This window comes from Spiroplasma endosymbiont of Asaphidion curtum, assembly GCF_964031085.1.
Classification (GTDB): Bacteria; Bacillota_I; Bacilli_A; order Mycoplasmatales; family Nriv7; genus Nriv7.
Window position 1 is genome coordinate 57864 of the sequence record NZ_OZ035001.1, and the last position, 16592, is coordinate 74455.

Annotated in this window: 31 protein-coding genes; 24 read left to right on the forward strand and 7 right to left on the reverse strand. The window is 30.6% G+C overall.

What is annotated here, in order from left to right; genetic code table 4:
- Positions 1–48: 48 nt before the first annotated feature.
- The 7 genes from AAHJ00_RS00320 to AAHJ00_RS00350 all read right to left on the reverse strand — a co-directional run bounded on the left by AAHJ00_RS00320 (position 49) and on the right by AAHJ00_RS00350 (position 3239).
- Entirely contained in the window at positions 49–408 is a 360-nt protein-coding gene (locus AAHJ00_RS00320) for a transposase family protein (RefSeq protein WP_342224089.1), read from the reverse strand.
- Positions 409–872: 464 nt separating this feature from the next.
- Positions 873–1487: a hypothetical protein gene (locus AAHJ00_RS00325; RefSeq protein ID WP_342224096.1), complete on the reverse strand. Its 615-nt coding sequence runs from the start codon at positions 1485–1487 to the stop codon at positions 873–875.
- Positions 1488–1621: 134 nt separating this feature from the next.
- Entirely contained in the window at positions 1622–1855 is a 234-nt protein-coding gene (locus AAHJ00_RS00330; RefSeq protein WP_342224097.1) for a hypothetical protein, read from the reverse strand.
- A 24-nt stretch (positions 1856–1879) separates the two neighbouring features.
- Positions 1880–2128: a hypothetical protein gene (locus AAHJ00_RS00335; protein WP_342224098.1), complete on the reverse strand. Its 249-nt coding sequence runs from the start codon at positions 2126–2128 to the stop codon at positions 1880–1882.
- Between the two features lie 165 nt (positions 2129–2293).
- On the reverse strand, positions 2294–2524 hold the full coding sequence (locus AAHJ00_RS00340; protein WP_342224099.1) for a hypothetical protein: 231 nt from the start codon (positions 2522–2524) through the stop codon (positions 2294–2296).
- 164 nt (positions 2525–2688) lie between these two features.
- The gene (locus AAHJ00_RS00345) at positions 2689–2910 is read right to left on the reverse strand and encodes a hypothetical protein (protein WP_342224100.1); all 222 of its coding nucleotides are present in this window, start codon (positions 2908–2910) and stop codon (positions 2689–2691) included.
- 2 nt (positions 2911–2912) lie between these two features.
- A complete protein-coding gene (locus tag AAHJ00_RS00350) occupies positions 2913–3239 on the reverse strand; it encodes a hypothetical protein (protein ID WP_342224101.1) in 327 nt (108 codons plus the stop codon).
- Positions 3240–4081: 842 nt separating this feature from the next.
- Here AAHJ00_RS00350 and rpsJ point away from each other — a divergent pair.
- The 24 genes from rpsJ (at position 4082) to infA (ending at position 16588) form a co-directional block, all read left to right on the forward strand.
- Positions 4082–4387 (forward strand): 30S ribosomal protein S10, encoded by a 306-nt coding sequence (rpsJ, locus tag AAHJ00_RS00355; RefSeq protein WP_342224102.1) that lies wholly within the window; start codon positions 4082–4084, stop codon positions 4385–4387.
- A 102-nt stretch (positions 4388–4489) separates the two neighbouring features.
- Positions 4490–5197, forward strand: coding sequence for a 50S ribosomal protein L3 (gene rplC / locus AAHJ00_RS00360; protein ID WP_342224103.1), 708 nt, complete (start codon positions 4490–4492; stop codon positions 5195–5197).
- 19 nt (positions 5198–5216) lie between these two features.
- Positions 5217–5843, forward strand: coding sequence for a 50S ribosomal protein L4 (gene rplD / locus AAHJ00_RS00365; RefSeq protein ID WP_425288868.1), 627 nt, complete (start codon positions 5217–5219; stop codon positions 5841–5843).
- A complete protein-coding gene (rplW, locus tag AAHJ00_RS00370; RefSeq protein WP_342224105.1) occupies positions 5843–6130 on the forward strand; it encodes a 50S ribosomal protein L23 in 288 nt (95 codons plus the stop codon). The genes rplD and rplW overlap by 1 nt, the downstream gene beginning before the upstream one ends.
- A gap of 18 nt (positions 6131–6148) precedes the next feature.
- Positions 6149–6985, forward strand: a complete 837-nt coding sequence (gene rplB, locus AAHJ00_RS00375) for a 50S ribosomal protein L2 (protein WP_342224106.1) — start codon at positions 6149–6151, stop codon at positions 6983–6985.
- A 30-nt stretch (positions 6986–7015) separates the two neighbouring features.
- Positions 7016–7288: a 30S ribosomal protein S19 gene (gene rpsS / locus AAHJ00_RS00380; protein WP_215825748.1), complete on the forward strand. Its 273-nt coding sequence runs from the start codon at positions 7016–7018 to the stop codon at positions 7286–7288.
- A 15-nt stretch (positions 7289–7303) separates the two neighbouring features.
- Entirely contained in the window at positions 7304–7651 is a 348-nt protein-coding gene (rplV, locus tag AAHJ00_RS00385; protein ID WP_342224107.1) for a 50S ribosomal protein L22, read from the forward strand.
- Entirely contained in the window at positions 7651–8328 is a 678-nt protein-coding gene (gene rpsC / locus AAHJ00_RS00390) for a 30S ribosomal protein S3 (RefSeq protein WP_342224108.1), read from the forward strand. The genes rplV and rpsC overlap by 1 nt, the downstream gene beginning before the upstream one ends.
- Before the next feature lie 2 nt (positions 8329–8330).
- Positions 8331–8813: a 50S ribosomal protein L16 gene (gene rplP / locus AAHJ00_RS00395; RefSeq protein ID WP_342224109.1), complete on the forward strand. Its 483-nt coding sequence runs from the start codon at positions 8331–8333 to the stop codon at positions 8811–8813.
- The gene (rpmC, locus tag AAHJ00_RS00400; RefSeq protein ID WP_342224110.1) at positions 8813–9385 is read left to right on the forward strand and encodes a 50S ribosomal protein L29; all 573 of its coding nucleotides are present in this window, start codon (positions 8813–8815) and stop codon (positions 9383–9385) included. Before rplP ends, rpmC begins: the two co-directional genes overlap by 1 nt.
- Complete coding sequence (gene rpsQ / locus AAHJ00_RS00405) at positions 9369–9632, forward strand: 30S ribosomal protein S17 (RefSeq protein ID WP_342224587.1); 264 nt, start codon at positions 9369–9371, stop codon at positions 9630–9632. Before rpmC ends, rpsQ begins: the two co-directional genes overlap by 17 nt.
- Positions 9633–9649: 17 nt before the next feature.
- Positions 9650–10018, forward strand: a complete 369-nt coding sequence (gene rplN / locus AAHJ00_RS00410) for a 50S ribosomal protein L14 (protein ID WP_342224111.1) — start codon at positions 9650–9652, stop codon at positions 10016–10018.
- Position 10019: 1 nt separating this feature from the next.
- The gene (rplX, locus tag AAHJ00_RS00415; RefSeq protein WP_342224112.1) at positions 10020–10331 is read left to right on the forward strand and encodes a 50S ribosomal protein L24; all 312 of its coding nucleotides are present in this window, start codon (positions 10020–10022) and stop codon (positions 10329–10331) included.
- A 19-nt stretch (positions 10332–10350) separates the two neighbouring features.
- A complete protein-coding gene (gene rplE, locus AAHJ00_RS00420; RefSeq protein WP_425288869.1) occupies positions 10351–10890 on the forward strand; it encodes a 50S ribosomal protein L5 in 540 nt (179 codons plus the stop codon).
- Positions 10891–10906: 16 nt separating this feature from the next.
- Positions 10907–11092 (forward strand): type Z 30S ribosomal protein S14, encoded by a 186-nt coding sequence (locus tag AAHJ00_RS00425; protein ID WP_342224114.1) that lies wholly within the window; start codon positions 10907–10909, stop codon positions 11090–11092.
- Between the two features lie 17 nt (positions 11093–11109).
- Complete coding sequence (gene rpsH / locus AAHJ00_RS00430; protein ID WP_342224115.1) at positions 11110–11511, forward strand: 30S ribosomal protein S8; 402 nt, start codon at positions 11110–11112, stop codon at positions 11509–11511.
- A gap of 11 nt (positions 11512–11522) precedes the next feature.
- Positions 11523–12065 carry a 50S ribosomal protein L6 gene (gene rplF / locus AAHJ00_RS00435; RefSeq protein ID WP_342224116.1) on the forward strand — a complete coding sequence of 181 codons (543 nt, stop codon included), beginning with the start codon at positions 11523–11525 and terminating at the stop codon, positions 12063–12065.
- Between the two features lie 35 nt (positions 12066–12100).
- Positions 12101–12451, forward strand: a complete 351-nt coding sequence (rplR, locus tag AAHJ00_RS00440; RefSeq protein ID WP_425288861.1) for a 50S ribosomal protein L18 — start codon at positions 12101–12103, stop codon at positions 12449–12451.
- 18 nt (positions 12452–12469) lie between these two features.
- Positions 12470–13099, forward strand: a complete 630-nt coding sequence (gene rpsE / locus AAHJ00_RS00445; RefSeq protein ID WP_342224117.1) for a 30S ribosomal protein S5 — start codon at positions 12470–12472, stop codon at positions 13097–13099.
- Positions 13100–13101: 2 nt separating this feature from the next.
- Positions 13102–13539, forward strand: coding sequence for a 50S ribosomal protein L15 (gene rplO / locus AAHJ00_RS00450; RefSeq protein WP_342224118.1), 438 nt, complete (start codon positions 13102–13104; stop codon positions 13537–13539).
- Positions 13539–14918: a preprotein translocase subunit SecY gene (secY, locus tag AAHJ00_RS00455; protein ID WP_425288870.1), complete on the forward strand. Its 1380-nt coding sequence runs from the start codon at positions 13539–13541 to the stop codon at positions 14916–14918. The genes rplO and secY overlap by 1 nt, the downstream gene beginning before the upstream one ends.
- Positions 14919–14924: 6 nt before the next feature.
- The gene (locus AAHJ00_RS00460) at positions 14925–15578 is read left to right on the forward strand and encodes an adenylate kinase (RefSeq protein ID WP_342224120.1); all 654 of its coding nucleotides are present in this window, start codon (positions 14925–14927) and stop codon (positions 15576–15578) included.
- 5 nt (positions 15579–15583) lie between these two features.
- Positions 15584–16354, forward strand: coding sequence for a type I methionyl aminopeptidase (gene map, locus AAHJ00_RS00465; RefSeq protein WP_342224121.1), 771 nt, complete (start codon positions 15584–15586; stop codon positions 16352–16354).
- Complete coding sequence (gene infA / locus AAHJ00_RS00470; RefSeq protein WP_338982107.1) at positions 16355–16588, forward strand: translation initiation factor IF-1; 234 nt, start codon at positions 16355–16357, stop codon at positions 16586–16588.
- Positions 16589–16592: the final 4 nt, after the last annotated feature.

Below are 16592 nucleotides of genomic sequence, written 5' to 3' on the forward strand. Positions count from 1 at the left end.
ATCATGAAATTTTTATATGAGATTTTTTGCAATTTTATTTACTTGCACTTACAAGTATAATTCAGCATTAAAATAATCATTTATTAATGCTTTTTTACCAGCAAGTTGTTGAAAATCAGGATGTTTGATTAAAATATCTTCAATTCACTTGATATTTCGATAACAACTAGCTTCACTAATATCAAAACTTTTACCAAGATGAAAATAAGTACGATATTCTCGTCAATATGATAAAGTCATCAATAATCTATTTTCTAATGATAATTTATTATTTTTACCACCTCTTTTAAACTTTTTTAACTCAGCTTCTTTTAAAATATTTAACATTTTATTAAAAGTACTTTGCTTTATTCCAGTTAATCGTAATAATTCTTTATCATTAATAAAATTAAATTTATCAAATTTCATAATCTTAAATTCCTTATAATTTCTATTTTAAATATATTTTATAGGAATTTTGTTTAATAAATAAGTAATGCAAGAAGTCTAATAAATAAGTAATGCAAGAAGTCTAATGTTGTAGTTAATTCTGTTTTTAGTAGCGACAATATTTTTTAAAAAGGAGGTGAAATATGATAAATACGATTGTTTCTAGTGTGGGTAAAAAGTAGTATGAAATTTCTTAGTAGCTTAGTAGCATTTTTTACAAAAACTTTATCCACCTTCTTTAAAATTTTTAGAAGAAGTTTGAACTCTTTTAAAATATAAAGTATTTGATTTTTTATTTCGTTTTACACTAATGGCAATTTTTTTCTGAATTATGATTGTTATTAGAATTGTGCTGATAATGAAACAAAAATATTAAATAAAGCTCAACTTAATTAAGTTAATGTCTACCAAATAACTGACGCTACTAAAAACGGAATTAACCGTTATTTTTCTTTCATTTTTCTTAAAAATTTGCTAAATTTATCCATTTTTAAGTATTCCAAGTCTTCTAAATCAATTGCGGTGTCATTATAGTATTTGTCTTCATAGTCAGAATTTACTTTTGAATTTAAGTATTCTCTTAAAAATGCTAGGTAAAAAGAATTGTAAGTGTTAAGTATTGGCAGGGGAATTTTCAATTTAAAGAAATAAATGTCTAATTCCGGAATATCACGATATTTAATGCGACGACCTTTTTTACTATTTTTAGCATCAATTAAGGTGTTTCGTCAGCGTTCATATTCTTCAATACTAGTAAAGATGCCATAGATAACTTTTAAGTAGGGGCGAAAAATATTAACGGGTTTTTTACGAATTCCCACAATTACATTATTGGCAATATCACGAACTTTAACTCATATATGTTTATCTCTTTGACCGCTAGCGAGAACAATATGACCAAAATGCCGTGCCAGAGCGAAATATTCTTGAATACCGGTTTCTTCGTTTTTAGTATTATTTTTTTCTCAATCAGTTCCTTCTAAAAATAAATTGGTTTCATCTCACAAAAGTAAGGTTTTGTCTGGCAATACCGGATAATCAAAGTCTAACAATCCCATATGTCCTAAACTTAATTTTTGGGTTTCTAGTAATGGAAATGTTGAGGCGATATGATATTTTTTCTTTTTTAGTAATTTTGATGCGTATACTAGAAAGGCAGTTTTTCCAGTTCCTAATGAACCAATAACGATGTTTAATGGTGAAAATTTTTTAAGAAGTTAATAACTTTGTTGATTTGTGTTAAATTACCAATTTTGAAAAGGAAAATTAAAATACAACCTGCTAAAAATAAATAGCTTACAATGTTTTTAAAATAACCGTTGTAAATATATCAAATTGCTCCCCAATGTCATAAAATTAAAAATGAGGTGCGATTTAATTCAATAAAATGGTTATTTTTTTCTATTATTCATTTGCAAAATTTCATCTTGCACCTCACTTTATTTTTTTGTTAGCGTACCGCTCCAAGTAATTTTTCAAACATTTTAAAACAAATAAAGAATATTGCCAAAATAAATGGAAAAATGAATATTCAGTAGTCAGCAAAGAAGTTACCGACTTGTGGCATATTAACAGCAATAATTTCTCACATTTTAGTAAACGCTGTTATAATTGCGTTTCACAATTTAGTCATCGCGTCACTAGCTGTTATTTTTTCTACTGTTGCTGGCGCTTCTCCTGCTAAGAAAGTTCCAATCATATAATCACCCCCTTTCTTTTTAAAACATTCATCATTTATATTCAAAGTTTTTCTTAAATTTGTTAAAACCACGATTAACCTTAACACGATTATATTTTTTCCTAATTAATTTTGAATTTCTTTGGGAATGCATCACAATGTAACTTCTTGACATTATTTTTTTCTCTATCTAAATACTGATATGGTTTTTCAAAGTAGCATTAGAATAAATCACACCATAATCGCTGTTAAGAATCAAAAGGCAATGTTTGCTATTAAAAGTCAAAGTGGTGCTTCGGTTAATTTAATTTCTTTACCACCAGTAATGTGAGCTGGAATAGTTGTAATTTGAATAAATAAATCTCAGAAAGTTTGTTTAATTTGTTCTCAATTAAATTCTTTTAAATTTACTGTCATTTTTTATCTCCCAAAAATCATTTTTATTGGTAAATACATAATTGAAATTAAGGCGAAAAGAAAAGTAATGATAATAATTAATCCGGCAATAAACGCAACTTGTGCAGGCATTTTTTCTATTGGAACAAACAGTTTTAAGAACTCCATAATAATTTCTCAAAACATTATTTTTTATCCGCGTTATTTTCTTTTGAATTAGGAGCTTTAACCCATTCTTCAAAGCGGGCAATAAACACTTTTTCGTCTTTTGTGAAATTACCAGTATTATTTTTGATGGCATTTTTATATTTAATTCTAATTTTTATTTTGGCATAAATTTTATAAGCAAAATATGCCAATAGCATGATGCAGATGATAATAAATATTATTCCAATCGCAATATTCATTTTTAAACTCCTTTAAAATAGTTATAATTTATATCTTTTTTATTGTTTTCTTTTTTGGCAATGAAGAAGCTTAATAATTCTTGTCCTTTAATTAACTTGGTTTCATTTTCTTTTTTATTAATTGAAATTATTTGATATTTACTATCTTTTATTATTCCGATGCAAATAGAATTTTCATATTTTCCTTTATAAACAAATCGTTTTGGAAACCAAATACCGATTTGTTCATTAAATCACGGAATTTTAGGGGCTTTAATAAGCATTGCGTTTTGCGTTTCTTTTAAGAGATATTTTTTAGTATTTAAGAAAATGTTTTCAATGTTTTTCATAATAAATTACCTTTCTTATAGATAAACTAAGTATATTAACTAAGTTAGTTAACTTAGTTTTTTAAACACTTAAATATCGCAGATTTAAGTGTTTAACAAGCTTTGTTAATAAATTTTGTTTTTTTATTAGATAAAGATTTTAATAATTTTAAACTTAACATACCCCTATATAGAAATTTCTACACTTTAACATCCGCATCCTACCCTTGGAACTAATTTAATAGCGTGTATATTTTTAGGAAATCCACCCATTCATTTTTTTATTGCAAAATGAAACAAATTGCTATAGCTAATAGGGTGTTATCTATTAACTGGTAAACTTCTTTTGGTTATGGCGACCACCCACAATTTATCGTGTTTTAATACATACCAACATTATTGATTCACTTGTATTTAATTTTCAAAGAACAAATTTTAACACCTTATAAAATAAAAAGACAATCATTGCTGACTGCCTTAATACTTATTCAAATATTTGCCCACCTAACAAAACTTTATGCGTCCAAAATATAAAATTAATATATATTTAGTTAAAATTTAATAATAATTAATAATTTTTATTGTGTAAAAATTCAATAATATGATAAAATAGTAGTCAATAAAAATGACAATAACAAGAAAGGTATGGTTAGTTTAGTAATTAAATAATATAATTAGCTGATTGTTTTACTTCTTAAAAGCAATACCTAAGAAAACTAAACGCGACCACCGTAGTAAAATATATTTGTAATTGCTAAGGAATAGTGTATAATATTTAACTGTGTATATTATATGTACCATTATCGATACGCCAAGAAGCGTTGTAGCAAAAGTAATTTTTAATTCAGGAAGGAGACCGTGTTATGGCTCAAAAAATTAGAATTCGTTTATGTGGTTATGATAGCAAAACTGTTGATCAGTCAATTCTTAAAATTGTTCAAGCAGTGCAATTGACAGGAGCAAAAGTTAAGGGACCGATTCCTTTGCCAACCAAAAGAGAAATTTATACTGTTTTACGATCTGTTCATAAACATAAAGATGCTCGTGAACAGTTTGAAATCCGAACTCATAACAGATTAGTTGATATTATTAATCCAACACCAAAAACTGTAGATAGTTTATCAAGATTACAACTACCTAGTGGTGTGGATATTGAGATTAAATTATAAACAATTATAAACGCAATTAACTTAGTCAACCTTTTAGAAATATATTTTAAAAGGCAATGATATACACAATAATGATAAGTTGGAAAGGACGGTAAAATTCTTATGAAAGGAATTTTAGGCAGAAAAATTGCTATGACTCAGGTCTTTACTGTTGAAGGAAAGATAATTCCCGTAACAGTTATTGAAGTGCAACCTAATGTTGTTACTGATGTTAAAACAGCAGAGGAAAATGGTTATACTTCGTTGCAGTTAGCGGTAGAAGATAAAAGACCTAATTTAGTTAATAAACCATTGAAAGGACATTTTGAAAGAGCTAAGACAACTCCGAAGCGGTTTAGTAAAGAGATTCGTGAAATGTCAGGGTTTAATATGGGAGATATTATTAATTGTGATATTTTCACTCCTGGTGAATTAGTAGATGTGCGAGCTATTAGCAAGGGTAAAGGCTTTGCGGGAGTTATTAAACGCCATAATTATTCAAGAGGGCCGATGGCTCATGGTTCTGGGTTTCATCGTGAAATTGGTTCAATGGGTGCGATTGCTCCGAACCGAATTTTTAAAGGAAAAAAGATGCCGGGAAGAATGGGACATCAACAAGTTACAATGCAAAATTTGCAAGTAATTCATATTGATGTTGCTAAGAATGCGTTATTAGTTAAAGGTTCAATTCCAGGACCTAAAAAACAGTTTGTTGTTATTACTGAAGCGATTAAGGGCTTAAAAACAAAAACACCACCAAATTTAGTTAACAATCAACCACCTGTTGAAACTACTACAGTAGATGTTAGTAGCGTTGCCCCAGCAGCATAATTATTAAGGAGAAAAAATGATGAAGTTACAAGTATTAGATATTAATGGTAATGTTGTTAAAGATGTTAGTTTAAATGAGAAAGTTTGAAATATTATGCCTCATCAACAAGCAATGTTTGATGCAACAATTGCTCAACAAGCGTCTTGAAGACAGGGAACACATCAAACTAAAACTCGTGGTGAAGTTAGCGGTGGTGGTAAAAAACCATGGAAGCAAAAAGGGACAGGACGAGCCAGACAAGGTTCAATTCGTTCGCCACAATGAAAAGGTGGGGGAATTGTATTTGGTCCAACAGTTGAGAGAAATTATAAATTGCATGTTAATCGGAAAGTAAGAAAGTTAGCATTAAAATCGGCGTTATCTTTAAAGGCACAAAATAATGAACTTATTATTGTTGACAGTATTAGTTTAGAAAAATATTCAACAAAGGCAGTTTTACAAATTTGTCAAAATTTAAAGTTAGTGGATAATAAAACATTATTAATTACTAAAGTAGCTGATGAAATGATTGTTAAATCAGCAAGTAATATTGCAAAATTTAATGTTATTGCTGCTAATAATTTAAATATTTATGATTTATTGCACGCTAATAAGTTATTAATAACTTTAGAGGCGTTAGTAAACATTGAGGGGGTATTGGCATAATGCGTATTACCGAAGTGATTAAAAAGCCCGTCTTAACAGAAAAGTCATATTTAAAAATTAATGTTGATGGTAAATATACTTTTGAAGTTAATTATAAGGCTAATAAGGTACAAATTAAAAAAGCATTTGAAACTATTTTTGAAGTAAAAGTTCTTAAGGTAAATATTATTAAAAAGAAACCGAAAGCTAAAAAAATGGGACGGTTTGAAGGATTAACTAATGCTAGTAAAAGAGCAATTATTACTTTAAAACCAGGTGAAAAATTAGAGTTATTTAATAACGAATAATATTAAGGAGTAAGAGTTATGGCAATAAAAAAATATAAACCAGTTACTAATGGTCGTCGTAATATGACAACTCTTGATTATTCAGTTTTAACAACTGATAAACCAGAGAAATCGTTATTAACTACACTGAATAGGAAATCTGGTCGGAATAATCGGGGAATTATTACTACGCGTCATAAAGGTGGCGGTCATAAAAGAAAATATCGTATTATTGACTTTAAACGTGATAAAGACAATATTATTGGTAAAGTAGCAAGTATTGAGTATGACCCCAATCGTAATGCGTTTATTTCATTAATTAATTATCTTGATGGTGAAAAAAGATATATTTTAACACCTAAAACTCTTGAAGTGGGAATGGAAATTGTTAGTGGTGCGTTGGTTGATATTAAAGTTGGTAATAGTATGCCAATGGGGAAAATGCCTGAGGGGACAGTAGTTTATAATATTGAATTGCGACCTTTAAAAGGTGGTCAATTAGCTAGAAGCGCGGGAACTAGTGCTCAATTATTAGGAAAAGATGAAAGTGGTCGTTATATTACGATTCGTTTAAATTCTGGTGAGGTTCGCAAGATATTAGCATCTTGTCGAGCAACAATTGGTGAAGTTGGTAATGAAGATCGGAACTTAGTTAATTGAGGAAAGGCTGGAAGAAATCGTTGAAGAGGGATTCGTCCGACGGTTAGAGGTTCAGTTATGAATCCTAATGATCATCCACATGGTGGTGGTGAAGGAAAAGCGCCGATTGGAAGAGTAGCTCCGGTAACACCTTGAGGTAAGAAGACATTGGGGATGAAAACTCGTAATCCTCGTAGGGCTTCAACAAAATTAATTATTAGAAGAAAGAAAAAATAGGGTAATGCTTATGAAAGGAAATCGTTAAGGATGGGAAGATCATTAAAAAAAGGGCCATATATTGCGTCACATTTATTGAAAAAAGTTGAGTTGTTGAATAGTAATAATAAAAGAGAAGTAATGAAAACTTGATCGCGTCGCTCTACTATTTCTCCTGCCTTCATTAATCATACAGTTGCTGTTCATGATGGTAGAAAGCATGTTCCGGTTTTTGTAACTGAAGATATGGTTGGTCATAAATTTGGTGAATTTGCACCAACAAGATCGTTTGGTGGGCACGGAAATGATAAGAAGAAGAAATAGTAAGGAGTTTAAAATATGGAAGCAAAAGCTATTTTAAGAACAATTAGAATTGCCCCCAGAAAGGTGCAATTAATTGCTGAATTAATAAGAAGAAAACCAGTTACTGATGCTTTAGCGATTTTAATGAATACTAATAAAAAAGCTAGTGAACCAGTACTTAAACTTCTAAAATCAGCTATTGCTAATGCAGTAAATAATTATGCGATGGATGGGGATGCGTTATTAATTAAAGAGGTTTTAGTGAATGAGGGTGCAACTTTAAAACGGTTTCGACCATCAGATCATGGACAAGCTTATAAAATATTAAAAAGAACTAGTCACATTACAATTGTTGTAACGGACGCAAAGGGAGGTAATCAATAATGGGGCAAAAGGCAAGTCCACATGGATTACGACTTGGTATTAATAAAGACTGAGACTCAAGATGATATGCTAAAGATAAAGATTATGCTAATTGATTACATTCTGATATTAAAATTCGTAAAGTAATTTTAAAAAAATGAAAAAATGCAGCAATTGCTAAAATTGAAATTGAACGCACGAAAGAAAATGTTACGGTGTTCATTCATTCTTCGCGTCCTGGTGTTATCTTAGGACAAGAAGGTTCAAATATTGAAAATATTATTAAAGCTATTCGACAAGCGATTGGTTTGACAACTAAAAGTAAATTAGATATTAAGATTAATGTTGTTGATATTAAAGTTCCTGATTTGGATGCGCAACTTGTTGCTGAAAATATGGCTCAACAAATTGTTAATCGGGCATCGTTTAGAACGATACAAAAATTAGCAATTCGTAAAGCAATGAAAGCTGGGGCGAAGGGAATTAAAACTTTAGTATCGGGAAGACTTGGCGGTGTTGATATGGCTCGTAGTGAGGGTTATTCTGAAGGAAGTGTTCCCTTGGCAACTTTGCGAAGTGATATTGATTATGCTAAAACCTCAGCGTTAACAACTTATGGTTTAATTGGAATTAAGGTTTGAATTTATAAGGGTGAAATTTTACCAGAAAAGAAAAATTCTGTTAAGGAGGCGAAGTAATTATGTTAATGCCAAAACGAACTAAATATCGCCGTCCGCATCGTGTTTTTTATGAAGGTAAAGCAACAAGAGGAACTAAGGTTTCGTTTGGTGAATATGGATTACAAGCAGTTGGCAAATTAGTTATGCCTAAAAGAAGTATTGTTGTCAATACTGATCAAGTACAAAAAAAACCTGAATTACAAGGTCTTTGAATTACTTCAAAACAAATTGAAGCAGCAAGAATTGCAGCGACAAGATATATGAAACGAGGGGGAAAAGTTTGAATTAACATTTTTCCTCAGATGGCGAAAACTAAAAAGCCACTTGAAGTCCGAATGGGTTCTGGAAAAGGGTCTCCTGAAGAGTTTGTTGCTGTTGTTAAAAAAGGACGAATTATGTTTGAAGTTGCTGGTGTTACTGAAGAAGTAGCAAGAGAAGCATTAAGATTGGCAATGCATAAATTGCCAATCAGATGTAAAATCGTTAAACGAGGTGAAGAATAATGGCAAAGAAAATATTTAAAGATAAAAGCATTCATGATTTACAACATCGTGCTGAAGAATTAAAAGCAGAATTGTTTGCCTTAAGATTTCAATCAGCAACCGGACAATTAGAAAAGCCCCATCGAATTAAAGAATTGCGAAGAGAAGTTGCTAGAATATTAACTCATTTACAAATGAGAAAAGCTGAAGATAAAGTTGTTAAACCATTGAATCAACAAAAAGTTGTTATTTCTAAAACATTACAAGAAGAAATTGAACAAAAAACTAAAATTGTTGAGGAGAAAGCAAAACTTAAACTTAAAGAAAAGAAATTAGTTGTTGAAAAGCAAGATAATGTTGTTACTGAACAAATTGAACTGGAAAATCAAAAATTAATGGCGAAAGAAATTAAAAAAATTAAAGATGTTGTAGCACCAGTTATTAAAGAAAAGAAAGCTTCTACGAAGTTAACAAGTAACGATAGTAAAGAAGTTAGTGTTAAAATGGCAAAAGTTACTAAATCTAAAGCAGCAACAATAACCCCCAAAACAAAAACTGATGAAAAGCGAGGCGATAATGATGGAAAGAAATAACCGTAAGGTTTATACTGGTGTTGTTGTTTCTAGTAAAATGGAGAAGACAATTACTGTTTTAGTAGAAACATATAAAAAAGTTCCGATATATAAAAAACGCGTTAAATATTCAAAAAAGTTTAAAGCTCATGATCAAGACAATTCTTCTCAAGAGGGTGATCGCGTTTTGATTATGGAAACAAGACCATTATCAGCAACTAAACGCTTTCGTTTAGTAAAAATTGTTGAAAAAGCAATTATTTTATAGAAAAGGAAGTATAGATTATGATTCAAACTGAGTCTCAATTAAGGGTCGCTGATAATACAGGAGCAAAAATAATTTTAGTAATTCGAAACTTAGGTGGTTCGGTGCGTAAATTTACAAGTGTTGGTGATGTTATTGTTTGTTCAGTTAAACAAACAACACCAGGGGGAACTGTTAAAAAGGGACAAGTTGTTAAAGCTGTTATTGTTCGTACTAGAAAAGCTGTCCGTAGAAGTGATGGTACATATATTAAGTTTTCGGAAAATGCGGCTGTTCTTATTAAAGATGATAAAATGCCAAGAGGAACAAGAATTTTTGGCCCGATTGCTAGAGAAGTAAAAGAAGCGGGATTTAATAAAATTGCTTCTTTAGCAACTGAGGTGATATAAGATGATAAAAATAAAAATTAAAAAAGGTGACCAAGTAGTAGTTATTGTTGGTAAACACCGTGGTTTTAAAGGACCAGTTACTAATATTTTAAAGAAAAAACTTCGTGTGGAAATTGAAGGCATTACAGTTAAAAAAAACCAAAAGCCAAGTCAAAATGATGAAGGGGGAATTAAAGAAATTCCTGCCAGCATTCATCTTTCCAATGTTGCTTTACTAGATAGTAAAGATAAAACTAAAACAACTAAAATTGGTTATGAGATTAAAGATGGTAAAAAATATCGGATTGCTCGTAAAACCAAGACAAGAATTTAATTTAAGGAGTTAAAATTTGATGAATTATTTACAAAAACAATATCAAGATGAAATCATTCAGGCAATGATGCAAGAATATAATTTTACTTCTACAATGCAAGTTTCTAAAATTATCAAAGTAGTTGTTAATGTTGGTATTGGTGATGCTGTTAGTAATAGTAAATATATTGAAATAGTAATGCGAGAATTGTACTTAATTACAGGACAAAAACCAGTAATAACTAGAGCAAAAAAATCAATTGCTAGTTTTAAGTTACGAGAAGGAATGCCAATTGGGTGTAAAGTAACTTTACGGGGTACTAAAATGTATGATTTTCTTTATAAGTTATTTAATATTAATTTACCTCGGGTTCGTGATTTTCGTGGTCTAAATAAAGCAGGTTTTGATAAACACGGTAACTATACATTAGGAATTAAAGAACAATTGATTTTTCCTGAAATTGATTACGACAAAGTTGTAAAAACTAGAGGAATGAGTATTACTATTGTAATATCTAGTAATAATCAAAATGAATCATTTTCTTTACTAAAAAAAATGGATGCGCCTTTTAAGAAATAGGAGAGGAAAGAAACTGATGGCAAAAAAATCACTAAAAGTAAAACAATTAAAAACTCCTAAGTTTGCAGTTCAAGCATACACTCGTTGTCAAAATTGTGGCCGACCAAGGTCAGTATTAAAAAAGTTTCAATTATGTCACATATGTATTCGTGAATTTGGCAATAAAGGGCAAATCCCTGGGCTTAAGAAAGCTTCATGATAGGAGGTAGTTAGTAAAATATGATGACAGATCCAATTAGCGATATGCTAATAAGAATTCGCAATGCTAACCAACGACAATTTAAAAAGGTAAGCATTCCGACTTCTAATATAAAATTACAGATTGCCCAAATTTTAAAAGAAGAAGGGTATATCACCGATTTTAAAATTAATGAGAAACCTAAAGATGGAACTCATAGTAAAATTGATATTTTATTGAAATATAAAGCAAGCCAAAAGGTAATTTGAGGTTTAAAGAGAATATCTAAACCAGGTCTTAGAGTATATGTTAAAAATAGTGAGATTCCAAAGGTTTTAAATGGTTTAGGAATTGCAATTATTTCGACATCGCTTGGGATTATGACTGATGCAAAAGCAAGAGAAAATCGTTTAGGCGGCGAAGTTCTTGCCTTTGTTTGATAGGGTGATAAATTATGTCAAGAATTGGTAATCGCATTCTTTCTGTACAAGATGGCGTTGAAATAAATGTTGCAAAAAATAATATCATAACTATTAAGGGACCTAAAGGAACACTCAATAAACAATTACCACAAAAAATTACTATTATTGTTGAAAACCAAACGATTAAAACTATAAGACCGAATGAAAAAAAGCATACTAAGCAATTACATGGAACTACTAATTCATTGTTAGAAGGAATGTTAACAGGGGTTACTACTGGTTTTAGTAAAAGATTATTAATTAATGGGGTGGGATATCGTGCTAATATTCAGGGTGATAAACTAAATTTAAGTTTAGGGTTTTCACATCCGATTCAATATACTATCCCTGAAGGAATAACAGTTGTTTGTCCTAAACCAACAGAACTTATTGTTTCAGGAATTAGTAAAGAATTAGTTGGACAAGTAGCAGCCGATATTCGTGCTTTTCGGCCAATAGAGCCGTACAAAGGCAAAGGAATTCAATATGATAATGAATACATTATTCGCAAGGAAGGGAAATCAGCAGGTAAATAGACGATAGTCTAAATTTACTGTTAAAGGAGTTAAAAATGAAATCAAATCGCTATGAAGCAAGAAAAATTAGACATTTTCGTATTCGTAAAAAAATAAATGGCTCTGAATCAAGGCCCCGACTTAATGTATTTCGTTCTAATAGGAATCTTTATGCACAAATTATTGATGATAACCAGCACCAAACACTAGTTTCTTATTCAACTTTGCAAATGGCAAGTAAGGGTAATTTAAATAAAGCTAGTGCTGCCCTTTTGGGAGAAATGTTAGCAAAGAAAGCTTTAGAAAACAATATTACCACTGTTGTCTTTGATCGTGGTGGGCATTTGTATCACGGGAAAATTGCTGCTTTTGCGGAGGCTGCAAGAGAACATGGATTGAAATTTTAGTAGAGGAGAAGTATGTTAATGCAAGAAAAAAAAGATCAACAAAATTTAACGACATCACCAACTAAACCTAATTTTGCTAATCGAGGTAATGATGGTGAACGAAATAAAAAACGATGAACTAAAAAGTCAAATGCTAATTTTCAAAAACCAGTTGAAGAGTTTGAAGAAAAGGTCGTTAAAGTAAGAAGAGTAACTAAAGTAACTAAAGGGGGGCGGCATTTTCGTTTCTCAGTAGTAGTTATTGTTGGTAACCATAAGGGAAAAGTTGGTTTTGCTACTGGTAAGGCTAATGAAGTACCAGATGCTATTAAAAAAGCAGCAAAAGCTGCTAAGAAAAATACTTTTATGATTCCAATGGTGGGGGTTACTGTTCCTCATGATGTTATTGGTCATTATGGTGCGGGACGAGTATTAATTAAACCTGCTAGAAAAGGTACAGGAATTATTGCTGGTGGTCCAGTTCGGACTTTAATTGAAGTATCTGGTGTTCAAGATATTTATGCTAAGTCATTAGGTTCTAATACTTCACTTATTATGATTAGAGCAGCAATGGATGGTTTAAAACAAATGCGAACTAAAGAACAAGTTTATAGTTTACGAGAAATTAAAGAAAAAGTTAGTGAAAAATCACTAGCAAGGGAACAATAATTATGAAATTACATGAACTTAAATATACTAAAAAATCTCGTAAAGATAAAAAGCGCCTTGGAAGAGGAACATCTTCAGGGCATGGAAAAACTTCTGGTAAAGGTCATAAAGGTCAAAATGCTAGAAGTGGTGGTGGTGTTCGTCCTGGATTTGAAGGCGGACAAACTCCTTTATTTCGTAGAATCCCTAAAATCGGTTTTACCAATTTTACAAAGAAACGATATGAAATTGTTAACTTAAGTGCTTTAGAACAATTAGATGTAACTGAAATTACACCACAAGTTTTAAAAAATAAAAAATTAATTAATAGTGAAAAATCATTAGTAAAAATTCTTGCTAATGGTAAAATTAGTAAAGCATTAGTTGTTAAAGCCCATAAGTTTTCAAAAGTGGCTAAAGATGCTATTGAGAAAGCTAATGGTAAAACCGAGGTGATTTAATAGTGATAACAACCATTAAAAAATTTTATCGTAATAATAAAGATATTTTATTAAAATTAGCTTTTACATTATTGGTTTTATTTATTATTCGTTTAGGAGCATTAATTACTGTTCCAGGTGTTAATATAAATAAAAGTCTTAATGAATCTAATAAGGATTCAAGAGAATTTTTTAATTTAATTGCAATGTTAGGTGGGGGCTCTATTGATCGATTTTCACTTTTCGCTTTAGGGTTATCACCATATATTACTGCTTCTATTATTGTCCAATTATTATCTACTGATTTAGTTCCAGCATTATCTCGTTGAGCCAAATTAGGAGAAAAAGGGAAACGAAAATTAGATTCATTAACTAAATGATTAACACTGCCGTTTGGGATTATGCAAGGTTTTGCAACAATTATGACCTTAGCACAACAAAAAATTATTAGTCTTAAATGGCAAGAAGCAGATGCTGGAAATGTTGCCACATCAGCAGTGTTTTATTATATTTTGGTACCAACACTGCTTTTAGGAGGGACATTCTTAATTCTTTGACTAGCTGATCAAATTACGATTCGTGGAATTGGTAATGGTGTTTCTTTAGTTATTTTTGCTGGAATTGCTTCTAGTTTACCATTTAATATTGCTAAAACTTTTCAATTTTGAGTTGGTAGTCAAAGTGAAGCAATAGTTGTTTTTAGTGGTTTTTTAAAGTTTTTACTCTATATGGTTGGGTTTCTTTTAGTAATTTTAATGGTTGTATTCTTTGCTGAATCAGAAAGAAGAATCCCGATTCAACAGACGGGGAGTGGGTTAGCTTTAAAAAATGAAAAAGCACCGTATTTGCCGTTAAAAATTAATTCGGCTGGTGTCATCCCTGTGATTTTTGCTTCAGCAATTATAACAGCACCTTTAACAATTGCTCAAATTGTTAAAGCTAATAATCCCGAAGGGACAGGGTTTACTAATTTTACAGAGGCTTATTTAGCATTAGATTCATGATCAGGAATGAGCATTTTTGTGATTTTAATTATTCTTTTTACTTTCTTATATTCACAAGTACAAATTAATCCTGAACAAATGGCAGAGAATTTTCAAAAGAATGGCACATTTATTCCTGGAATTCAACCAGGAAAAGAAACGGAGAAATATATTAAATCAACTTTAAATCGTTTAAGTAGTGTAGGGGGGAGTGTCTTTTTAGCTTTTGTTGCCGTGTTACCAACATTAATTTCTAAATTAACAAATTTACCGCCAATGTTAGCAATTGGTGGTACAGGAGTTATTATTATGGTTGGTGTTGCGATTGAAGTTATTCGTCAGGTTCAAGGGTATTTGACCCAGCAATCTTATATTCAATTTAAAAGAGATGAAAATCAAAGTAAAAATATATGATAAAAGAGAGTGGTATTTAAAATGAATTTAATCTTTTTAGGAGCGCCTGGAAGTGGTAAAGGAACCCAGTCACAAAAGTTGTGTAATGTATACCGTTTAATACATTTATCAACAGGAGATATTATTCGCCAAGCGATAAGAAATAATTCATCATGGGGATTAAAAACTAAAGAATATTTAGATGCAGGAAAATTAGTACCCGATGAACAAGTAATTAATTTTGTACAAGAAACCATTGATAATTTAACTGAAGACTTTATTCTTGATGGTTTTCCAAGAACGGTTAAACAAGCTCACGCATTGCAAGAGATTTTAGAAAAAAAAGAACAACAAATTGATTTTGTTATTTATTTGGAAGCTGACTTAGAACATTTAATTGATCGGATTACCAATCGCTTAGTTTGTCCAACTTGTAATCGAACATATAACAAATTAATTAATAAACCTAAAATTGAGATGCAATGTGATGAAGATGGTGCAACATTGATTCAACGGGATGATGATACGAAGGAAAAAGCTAAAATTAGAATTCAAACTTATTTGAATGAGACTTTACAATTAGTAGAGTATTATCAAGAAGAAAACTTATTACATGTTGTTGATGCTAATCAGTCAAGTAAATTAGTATTTAATGGTATTAAAAGTATTTTAGATAGTGTGTAAAATAAATGGTTACTGTTAAAAATGAGTTGGAAATTAAAACAATGCGTGCTGCGGGGAAAGTAGTTGCTAAAATGTTAGCTGAAGTTAAAAAGGCAATTATTCCCGGAATAAAAAAACGCGACCTTGATATAATAGCAGCAAGAGTGTTAAAAGAAAATAATGCTAAAACAGCTTTTAAAGGTTATTATGGTTTTCCTAATCATATTTGTGTTTCTATTAATAATGAATTAATTCATGGGATTGCTAATAATCAAATTATTAAGACAGGTGATTTAGTATCAATTGATGCTGGTGCTGTTGTTGATGGATTCTTTGCGGATGCGGCAATTACTATTGGTGTCGGTCAAATTAAAGCAGAATATCAAAAGTTAATTATTGTAACGGAAGAAGCCTTAAATAAGGCAATAGCAATTATTGCTCCGGGTGTTAGAATTGGTACTATTGGGGCAACAATTCAACAATTTGTTGAACAACAAGGGTATCATTTGCCAAAAAATTATACGGGTCATGGGATTGGTAAACAATTACATGAAGACCCATATATTCCTAATTATGGTAAATATGACTATGGTTTAAAATTAGTGGCAGGAATGACAATTTGTCTTGAACCAATGGTACAAATTGGTACTGATCAAACTAGAGTTTTAAATGATAATTGAACAGTTGTGTCTCTTGATGGTACATATTCAGCTCATTTTGAACATACAATTCTAGTAACCGCAAATGGATATGAAGTTTTAACTGCCAATACACACTTAATGGAAGAAGGGAATTAAATGACCACCAAAGAAAAAGAAACTAAAAATATTATTGAAGTGGAAGGGATTGTTATTGAATGTTTACCTAATACTGAGTTTAAGGTAAAGTTAGAAAACAATGCGGTTATTTTAGCTCACGTTTCTGGTAAAATTCGCATGAATTTCATTAGAATTTTACCAGGTGATAAAGTAATTATTGAACTTTCTCCGTATGATTTAAAACGTGGGCGGATTACTTATCGTCATAAGTAAAAGA